We start from the raw sequence: 9,220 nt of genomic DNA, 5'->3' as shown, positions 1-9,220 counted from the left end.
GGCCGCACCCTCGCCCAACGCTGAAGGAGCCGAACGTGAGCGACGACTCCGCCATCGAACCCGGCGCACTCGACGACATCACCCCCGACCAGTTCGCCGACATGATGAAGACGTCGAGCGACGAGGACGTGCTCCAGGCCATCCGAACGGTGGGTACCGGCCAGGTCCTGGGCCGGGTCTTCAAGGGCTTCGAGGAGCGGTTCCTTGCGGACAAGGCCAGCGGTGTCGAAGCCGTGATGCAGTTCGTGGTCGCGGACGAGGGCGACGCGCACCACCACGTCGTGACGATCCGCGATGGGTCCTGCACCGCGAGCCCGGGACAGGCCGACGACCCCCGCGTCACGCTCCGCCTCGGCCTGCTCGACTTCCTCAAGCTCGTCAGCGGCCAGGCCAACGGTCCGGCCCTGTTCATGGCGGGCAAGCTCAAGATCCAGGGCGACCTCATGTTCGCCCCGCGCATCATGAGCTACTTCGAGGTCCCCAGCTGAGACGTACGCGTTCCGACGGCGGCGCAACGCACGGTTCCCCCGCCCCGACGGGCCGCCCCCGGCTGGGGCCGTTCACACTCGTAGGCGTACCCTTGTGTGCAACGACACCCCGACCGCAGAGAGTCCGCGTTGGAACCCATCGTCGATCGCCGTGAGCCACTGACGCGCCAGGAGATCGCCCGCTACAGCCGCCACCTCATCATCCCCGAGGTGGGCATGGCGGGCCAGGAGCGGCTGAAGGCCGCCCGGGTGCTGCTCGTCGGCACCGGCGGGCTCGGCTCGCCGCTGGCGCTGTACCTCGCCGCCGCCGGCGTCGGGACCATCGGGATCGTCGACAACGACGTGGTCGACGCGTCGAACCTGCAGCGTCAGGTGATCCACCGCACCTCCAACATCGGCAGGCACAAGCTCGACTCCGCCGAGGAGGCGATCAACGAGATCAACCCGGCCGTCGAGGTCGTCAAGCACCCCACGTACCTGACGTCCGACAACGCGCTCGAGATCATCGAACCCTACGACGTGGTCATCGACGGCACCGACAACTTCCCGACCCGCTACCTCGTCAACGATGCCTGCGTGCTGCTCGGCAAGCCCAACGTGTACGGCTCGATTTTCCGCTTCGAGGGCCAGCTCTCGGTGTTCTACGCCAAGGAGGGGCCCTGCTACCGCTGCATGTTCCCCGAGCCGCCACCGCCCGGGATGGTCCCCAACTGCGCCGAGGGCGGCGTGCTCGGGATCATCTGCGGGACCATCGGTTCGGCGCAGGCGACCGAGGGCATCAAGCTCATCACCGGCATCGGGGAACCGATGATCGGGCGCCTCGGCCTCTACGACGCGCTCGAGCAGCGCTGGATGCACGTCAAGGTCAACAAGGATCCCGACTGCCCGGTGTGCGGCGAGAACCCGACGGTCACCGAGCTCATCGACTATGAGGAGTTCTGCGGCGTCCCGGCCCACGACCGTGAGGAGGCCGGCGCTGCCGAGGACCACGAGCTGCTGCCCGACGAGTACGCGGCGGACTACCGCGACCGTGATGACGTCGTCCTCATCGACGTGCGCGAGCCTCACGAGTGGGAGATCAGCCGGCTCGAGGAGGCGGAGCTGATCCCGCGCGAGCAGCTCCCGGGGCGGCTGTCGGAGTTCGACTCGACCAAGACGTACGTGCTGGTGTGCAAGAGCGGGGCGCGCTCGCACGTGTCGGCGGAGCTGATGCGGGGCGCGGGCTTCAAGGCGTTCAACCTCTGGGGCGGCATCAACGCCTACGCCCGCCAGGTCGACGACAGCATCCCCACCTACTGAGCTGATCGACCGCGTTCCGTGTGCCGGTCCTGTCGGTCAGAACCGACAGAACCGGTACATCGACGGGGCGTTCGGAGGACTGTCACACCCACCTGGGAAGCTCTGTACCGAAGGTGGGTTCGGAGTGCTTGTCAGGGCTCCGGACAGCCGGCGCTTACCCTTGCACCGCGGACAAGGACCTCGATGAAGAGCTTCCTCAAGTGGGCTGGTGGCAAGACGAGGACGGCCGAGACGCTGGCAGCTCTGGCGCCTCCGGGCGGCTTCGAGATGTACATCGAACCCTTCTGCGGTAGCGCTGCCGTCTTCTTCGCTGCCCTACCCGACCGGGCGGTCCTCGCCGACGCGAACGTCGACCTGATCGTGTGCCTCCAGGAGGTGGCGCGCGATGCGGCAGCGGTGATGGTCGCTGTGGACAACCATCCGAAGCACAAGGAGCACTACCTCGCGGTTCGGAGCCAGGATCCCACCACGTTGACGAGGACCGAACGCGCCGCACGCACGCTCTACCTCAACAAGATGGCCTTCCGCGGCCTCTGGCGCGTCAATCGGTCGGGACAGTTCAACGTGCCCTGGGGCAATTACGAGACGCGCCGCATCTACGACCGCGACGGGATGTTGTTGGCAGCGACCGCTCTGCAGGCCGCGGACATCCGCAACGACGACTTCCGCGAGATCCTCCTGAAGGCCGAACCCGGGGACTGGGTGTACCTGGACCCGCCCTACGTGCCCGACCGTGCGTGGGGCGACTTCACCCGGTACACCGCGGACCAGTTCGGCCCAGCCGATCAACGCGATCTCGCGGAGCTCTGTGCAGAGCTGGACCGCAACGGCGTGCGCTGGCTCCTGACCAACTCCGACACGGAACTGGTCAGAGAGCTCTACGCCGAGTTCTCCATGTACGTCCTGCCGACCCGACGCGACATCACCTTGCAGTCGGCTGACCGCGGGAGCATGGACCTCGTCGTCGCCAACTACGATCTACCCCATCACGACGCGCTGGCACCTGTCTAGGAGGCCGACGTGCCCGTCGCTGGTGAGGGGGATGTCGACGGGTACAAGAGCCTCCTCTCACAGATCGCCCCGGCCGTATCGGATGTCGACCTCGAGACCGAGACGAGGATCCGCGTCCTCGTCGGCGAGCTGGAGGCCGTTCCCGAGGTGACTCGGGGAGTCCTGTGCGAGCTGATCCGCCGGCATCCTGACTCGCCCCCGGATCTCGCGCTGCTCGTCGGGTTGGGCCGAGAGCGGTTCAAGCGCCAGCTTCATCATCACACGGGCTCCGAAGCGTGGAAGACGCGGGCTCGGACCGAACCGGAGACGATCATCGACATGCTCGACGAGGAGTTCGGCATCGTCGACCGCGCCGAGCAGCTCCGCGGCGAGACCTACACCTTGGCCGACGTCCTGATCGCTCGCGCCGGCTCGAGGTCCACAGCCGGCGGAGCCGTCTCCGCTGGCCGCGCTCTCGAAGATCGGGTCGAGGAGGTCATCGAGGGGCTAGGGCTACCGTACGCAGCGCGTACCCAGTTCGGCGGCCGGGGCGGCGAATCTGCCCCATGTGACTTCGCCATCCCCGGCGGGGGGACCGACGCCCAGATCGCCATCCCCGTGAAGGGGTTCGATTCCACCGGATCGAAGCTCACGGCCGCGTCCGACGAGATCAAGAACGTCGCGAACGTGCGACTGCCGGGCCAGTACATCTTCGCGGTGGTCGACGGAGTCGGCTGGCTGGGTCGCGCCGGCGACCTCAGCCGCCTCGTCGACATGGTCCGCCGCCGAGAGATCGACGGCATGTTCACCTTGAAGGAGTTCGCGCTGTTCAAGGCAGCGCTCCGCGACGCTGCGATCAGATCGCGCCTCCTCCAGCCGTAGGTCTTCCTCAACGACCGAACTGCTCCCGTTCGATGGGCATACGTGTATCAGCGCGTGCTCCTCCATCGATCGGGGGAAGAACTGGTCTGAGGTGGGTTGAGGACCCCTCCACCCGGATGGTCGAGGCCTTGACGGCACGGGGGCCAATCGGCGTATGTGACCAGTGACGGCACGCGTCGTTGTCCTCGATGAGTGCAGGCGTGCCGTACCCCCACCGGAAGGAACGACGATGGTCGCTCGATCACGGACACGGATGCGCGTAGCCGTAGCAGCGCTCGTTGCGGCGATGCTGTTCGCCGCCCCGGGTGTCGCGCGTGCGGACGAGCAGAGCGAGGAGACGCCGAGTGGTCTCTGCGTGATGGCTTGGGTCGAGGTTCTCGGCTTCGGTCCAGTCGGCCTGACGAACTGGGTGTGCCTCACGAGCTGCTCGAGCGTCGTTAGCGCTGGCCCACTCGGCCCGGACGTTGCTCCCATCCTCTACTGGGACGTCGGAGCCCATGTCCCCGACCCGTTCAACCCCAACATCTTCTGTCTGATCTCGTGATCGACGCAGACTCAGGGCTGGTCCGGTAGTCCATCAACGGCGTCACACGCCGTCGCGCCGGTTCCCTCGCAGTACACCGTGACGACGTTGGCGTCGTCGCGCACGGTGTCCCCAGGTCCCGCGGGGAGGCGGCGCTCGAACTGGTAGTTGAGGCTGCGCCTGTGCTCGTCACGCTCGACGTCCGCGTCGGCGTCGGTGGGGTCGCCGAGAACCGCCCCGTCGGGAGCGGTGAACGAGAAGCGGTGCACGGTCTCCGGCTCCGTCGGGTCGTCCGAGGACGCGAGGGTGGACGCGGCGGCGAGCCGATCGGTGTAGGCAACCTCTTGGGGTCCTGCGGATAACACGTGGTCGACCACGGCGGTGTGCTGTGCGGCGAGGGCGTAGGACGGGCTGTCGATCGACGGGTGGGCTGGAGCGGCAGGTGGCTGGGGGAGCATGCCTGCGGTCGTCAGCGTCGCGGCCGCGACGATGCCGGCGGTCGCGGCGCTGAAGGGGGCGCCAGCCGTCTGCAACGACGCCTCCCACGCCCCGACCCTCGCTCGAGCGCGGTCCACTAGCTCACGGATCCGCGCCCCGAACGGCAGCGCGAACCCGCCGGCGACGCGACCTCCGGTGTGCTCGTAGGCGACCTTGAACGAGTTGCGGGCGCGGTGCAGTAGCTGCTGCATGGCTCGGCGGTTGGTGTCGAAGAACGCCGCGGCCTCGGTCGCGCTCCAGTCCTCGAAGTAGTACAGCTCCAGCGCGGCAACCTGGCGTGCCGGCACGTCCTTCAACGCCTCGTCGACGAGGCAGCGCTCGTCGATCGCCGCGAGCGGGTCGACCTCGACCTCGACCTCGGCCTCGGCCTCCGCGTCGGGCAGCCCGACCGTCTCGCGGCAGTGCTTGCGCTCGTGGTCGATCGCGAGGTTCGCCGCGATGTGCTTGAGCCACGGCCACATCGCCCGCCGGGTATCGAACGACTCCAGGTGCGCGAGCGCCCGGAGCAGGACCTCCTGCGCCAGGTCCTCCGCCAGGTCGCGGTCGCGGGTGCGTCGGCGGCAGAAGGCCACCAAGCGAGGGCGGTGCCGCTCGATGAGGAGGTCCATGGCCGACTTGTCGCCGCCCAGCGCCGCACGCACGAGCGCGCCGTCCTCGGAGGTGTTGCCGGTGCTCGGTCCGGTCCTGGTCTGCGTGTCCATGTCCGGCTCCCCTGAAGGGGGCTGTCGCGCCGGAGACGGTCCCTGCTCGCTGGCGAGGTGTCCCCGGAGGCGCCCTCCCGCTGGCATTAGATTCGCCACGCCCCGGCGGACATCCTCCCGGCGATGGGGGAGGTTGTCACCCGGGGGGTGTTCGTGGACCGGGGGCGTGACTGACCCCCCCGTCGACGAACCACCGCGCGTGCCGGCCGCGCGATCGCCCCGGAACGGGGTCGGAACGGCGTTCAGGCCACGACCTGGTAGCGATCGGCTGCGGCCCGCGAGGGCTCGTGGCCACTACCGGGACGCATCGTCGGAGGTGGGCCCTCACCCCGAAATGGGGGTGAGAACTCCCCCGACCGATCTCGGGTACGGCTCGGATGCGAGGGGCAGGGGCCCCTCCGGCGGACGTACTCGTCGGCCATCGTCCGGCGCGCGCGGAACAGCAACTGTTTGAACGCGTTGTCGCCCAACCCGAGGAGGTCCGCGGCCCCCCGATGTGCCCAACCGCCGAGGTAGCACAGTTCGAGCGCGGCCGCCTGACGGACGGGTACCTCGACGAGGATCGACTCGATGAGCCATCGCTCCGCGAGTTCGTCGGTGAAATCGTCCGCCTGCGGTGGCGTGTCGTCGACCATCCCCAGGTAGTCGGTCAGCTCCTCCTCGTCGAGCAGCCCGCACTGCATGCTCCGGCGGTCCTTGCGGACGTGATCGATCGCCAGGTTCGTCGCGATCCGCTTCAGCCAGGGCCACATCGGGCAGTCGGGGTCGAAGTCGCCCAGCGCCTCCAGTGCCCGCATCAGCGTCTCCTGGGCGAGGTCCTCGGCGGCCGCGGTGTCGACGACGTGTCGGACGCAGAGCGCGACGAGGCGTGCGAAGAAGCGCTCGTACAGGCGCGCGAACGCCTCCGGCTGACCCGCGAGGTGGGCTCGGGCCAGTGCACCGTCCGCGACGTGCCCCCTGCCGTCTGGGGCTATGGCGAGTGCGGTCATCGGTGCTGCCTCCCGACCCCGGTGACGGCCATGCGGCCGATCATCGGGGTCAACGTCGCTTCCATTCGGGAAGTTACGCACCCAACTAGTGCTGGAGAACCCCCGGATCGATAGCTCGGCCTTTCATCCGGTTCTCGGTGATGTGGATACGGCGGCCGCCTGTGCTTCGTAGCACTACAGGCCTCTCGGCTCGGGGCGAAGATGGCCTAGACCGGTCCCTACAGTGGTATACGCGCCGGTTCGCGCGAGCGAGCCCCGCATCTTCCGGCCCCCGTCAGCCACTCGAGAGGGTGAGTTCCGACCGAAGAAGGGGTGAGTTATCACCCCGAATAGAGGATGAGAACTCACCCCAATAGCCGGGTGACTGCTTCCCCCGAACGATGGACGGAAAGGTGCGCGGAAACGGTCGAGAACCGATGCCTGAACGTGCGCTCAGCAGGAGCCGAACACCGCACAGCGCACACCGGCGGACTCGCCGCAACGCGCCACAGGCCCCCGATCCGGGTCGCGCGCTGCCGAGCCCGGGTGTGCGCCAGCAGAACAGTTGCGCCAGCCGCGTTACGGCCTGGGGGGTTCGTCCGTACCAGTGAGTAGGGGATCTCCACGGATCCCCGGTGCAGGAGGCGATCGTGGGCGGGGCGCGGCTGGTCGGCATGCCCAGCGGTGGCGGGCGGGCGTCCTCGTCCGAGGGCGGCCCGCCCGGCCACCTCGGCGGCGACCTGCTGCACCGCGTCGCGCTGGCCCTGAACTCGACGCTGGAACTGGACGAGGTCCTGCGGCTCCTGGGCGACATGGCGCGGGAGGCGGTCGCTGCCGACCGCTGCAGCCTGTTCCTGCTGGAGGGCCACCTGCTCCGCCCCGCCGTCTCCATCGCCACCGCCAGCGACGGCGACCTGTGGGCGGCGTTCCGGGGGATGGGCTCGATCCGGGTTCCCCCGCGCTCGCCCGTGTGGGAGCTGCTGACGTCCGAGAACTCCGTGGCGGTCGAGGATCCGGCCGCCAGCGAGCTCATCCCGCGGTCGTGGGTCGAGCGCTTCGACGTGCGCTCGGCGGTGCTCGTTCCCCTGCGCGCCGCCGGCACGCCGTGCGGGCTCATGGCGGTCGACTACGCCCAGGCGCGCAGCTTCGGCGTGCACGAACTGGTCACCCTGGATGCCATCGGGGCGTACGCCGGGGTCGCCGTCCGCAACGCCCGGCTCTACGAGAGCACCAAGCAGCGCGCCCGAGCGCAGGAGGCGCTCGCACGCGGGGGAGCGGCCCTCGTCTCGACGCTGGAGCCCGAGCAGGCCGCGGGCGCCCTCGTGGACGCCTACCTCGACCTCACCGGCGCGGAGTCCTGCGCCATCGCCCTGTTCGACCTCGAGCACACGCAGATCACCACGCTGGCGACGCGCGGGGTGGGTGAGGAGGTCGCGCCGGTCCCGTTCGAACTCGTCCCCGACCACATCCGCGAGCGTGTGACCGAGGCGTGGACCGAGCGGCCCGACCCGGTCGAGTTCGGTCCCGACCAGTGGCTGCGCGGCATCGTGGGCAGCGCCGAGGACGTCAGCCACGTCGTGCTGCCGCTGCCGTCCGGCGCCGGCCACGCGCGCGGGGCGGTGCTGCTGGGCCTGCGCGAAGGCCAGCGACTCCGGGGCGAGGAGCGTCGCGCGGCGCTGACCCTGGCGGCCATCGCGGCCGCGGCGCTCGAGCGCGCCTCGCTGCTCACGCGGCTCCGACGCCAGCTGCTCAGCCTCGAGGTGCTCTACGCCCTGTCCACCGCCATCACCGAGCGGGCGGACGCGCCACGGCTGGTGACCAAGCTCAACGAGCTGCTCGCCCAGCACGGCATCGAGGTCGACAGCATCGCGCTGCGCAAGCGCCCCCTGCGCGACCGCCTCAACGCCGCGACGGCCACCGCGACCGAGCGCGACGCGTGGAGGCGCGAGCTGGGGTGTGTCGCGATCGACGACGGGCTGCTCGCGGTCCCCATGCGCGTCGGCGCCCGCACCATCGGGGCGCTGCGGGTCCGCCCGCAGTCGCTGCCAGCCGAGGAGCGATCGTTCCTGGAGATCGTCGGTCGCGGGGTGGCTGAGGTCGCCACGCGGCGGGCGCTGCGCACCGCCGTCGAGGAGTCCGCTCGTGACCAGGCGGTGACGGGCGAGCGCGAGCGCATCGGAGCCGACCTGCACGACACCGTCGGCCAGCTGTTCGTCGCGATGGGCCTGCTGTCGCGGCAGGCGGCCGGCGAGCTGCCGTCCGACTCCCACTGGTCGTCGCGGTTCGTCCGGCTGGGCAGCCTCGCCGACCGCGGCAAGTGGGAGATCGACCAGGCGGTGCGGGCGCTGTCGTTCCTGCCCGCATCGCGCCGCGGGCTGCCGGTGGCGCTGCGCTCGCTGGCGACCTCGTTCTCGTCGGACAGTGGCATCCAGGTGCTCGTGGACGTGCCTAGCGAGCAGCAGCGCCTGCCCTCCGACATCGAACGTGCGCTGTACCGCGTCGCCCACGAGGCGCTCATCAACGCGTGGCGCCACGCCCGCTGCGCGCTGATCCGCATCCACCTCGAGGAGGAGCAAGGCGAGGTGGTGCTGCGCATCCGCGACGATGGGCTCGGGCTCGGCCCCCGGACCGAGTCCAGCAGCGAGGGCATCGGGCTACGCAACCTCCGCCGAGCGATGGACGACGTCGGCGGGACGGTGCGCGTCCAGAACAGCCATCCTCGGGGCGTCGTCGTCGAGGCCCGCGTCGGCGTGGAGCCACGCTGACCCGGCGAGCGGCGGGCGCCCCCGTGGGGGAGGCTCGTCGGGGCGGACGGGGGAGGCCGCACCGACTGACCAGGGGAGTGTTAACCCCCACTTCGGGGTGAGAGCT

Annotated in this window: 7 protein-coding genes and 1 pseudogene; 6 read left to right on the top strand and 2 right to left on the bottom strand. The window is 69.8% G+C overall.

Annotated features, from left to right (window positions below):
- From KY469_16020 to KY469_16000, 5 genes and pseudogenes are all read left to right on the top strand, one after another.
- A partial coding sequence (locus KY469_16020) for an SCP2 sterol-binding domain-containing protein (protein ID MBW3664607.1) occupies positions 1 to 488 on the top strand: 488 nt, incomplete at its 5' end.
- Positions 489 to 614: 126 nt separating this feature from the next.
- Positions 615 to 1,787 (top strand): annotated as a pseudogene (gene moeB, locus KY469_16015) (molybdopterin-synthase adenylyltransferase MoeB).
- 183 nt (positions 1,788 to 1,970) lie between these two features.
- Positions 1,971 to 2,798, top strand: a complete 828-nt coding sequence (locus tag KY469_16010; GenBank protein ID MBW3664606.1) for a Dam family site-specific DNA-(adenine-N6)-methyltransferase — start codon at positions 1,971 to 1,973, stop codon at positions 2,796 to 2,798.
- A 9-nt stretch (positions 2,799 to 2,807) separates the two neighbouring features.
- The gene (locus tag KY469_16005; GenBank protein MBW3664605.1) at positions 2,808 to 3,659 is read left to right on the top strand and encodes a hypothetical protein; all 852 of its coding nucleotides are present in this window, start codon (positions 2,808 to 2,810) and stop codon (positions 3,657 to 3,659) included.
- 253 nt (positions 3,660 to 3,912) lie between these two features.
- The gene (locus KY469_16000) at positions 3,913 to 4,203 is read left to right on the top strand and encodes a hypothetical protein (protein MBW3664604.1); all 291 of its coding nucleotides are present in this window, start codon (positions 3,913 to 3,915) and stop codon (positions 4,201 to 4,203) included.
- Positions 4,204 to 4,214: 11 nt separating this feature from the next.
- Here KY469_16000 and KY469_15995 read toward each other — a convergent pair whose 3' ends face one another.
- On the bottom strand, positions 4,215 to 5,381 hold the full coding sequence (locus KY469_15995; GenBank protein ID MBW3664603.1) for an RNA polymerase sigma factor: 1,167 nt from the start codon (positions 5,379 to 5,381) through the stop codon (positions 4,215 to 4,217).
- Between the two features lie 242 nt (positions 5,382 to 5,623).
- A complete protein-coding gene (locus KY469_15990) occupies positions 5,624 to 6,370 on the bottom strand; it encodes an RNA polymerase sigma factor (GenBank protein ID MBW3664602.1) in 747 nt (248 codons plus the stop codon).
- Between the two features lie 614 nt (positions 6,371 to 6,984).
- On the opposite strand from KY469_15990, the gene KY469_15985 reads away from it, so the two are divergent.
- Positions 6,985 to 9,114: a GAF domain-containing protein gene (locus KY469_15985; GenBank protein MBW3664601.1), complete on the top strand. Its 2,130-nt coding sequence runs from the start codon at positions 6,985 to 6,987 to the stop codon at positions 9,112 to 9,114.
- Positions 9,115 to 9,220: the final 106 nt, after the last annotated feature.

The organism is Actinomycetota bacterium, assembly GCA_019347575.1.
GTDB lineage: Bacteria > Actinomycetota > Nitriliruptoria > Nitriliruptorales > Nitriliruptoraceae > JAHWKY01.
Note: the sequence above shows the minus strand (reverse complement) of the source record. Positions and strands in the feature narration are given on the sequence as shown.

Coding starts and splice junctions, on each gene's coding strand:
- KY469_16010 (MBW3664606.1), top strand. CDS start 1,971: ATGAAGAGCTTCCTCAAGTGGGCTGGTGGCAAGACGAGGACGGCCGAG.
- KY469_16000 (MBW3664604.1), top strand. CDS start 3,913: ATGCGCGTAGCCGTAGCAGCGCTCGTTGCGGCGATGCTGTTCGCCGCC.
- KY469_15995 (MBW3664603.1), bottom strand. CDS start 5,381: ATGGACACGCAGACCAGGACCGGACCGAGCACCGGCAACACCTCCGAG.
- KY469_15990 (MBW3664602.1), bottom strand. CDS start 6,370: ATGACCGCACTCGCCATAGCCCCAGACGGCAGGGGGCACGTCGCGGAC.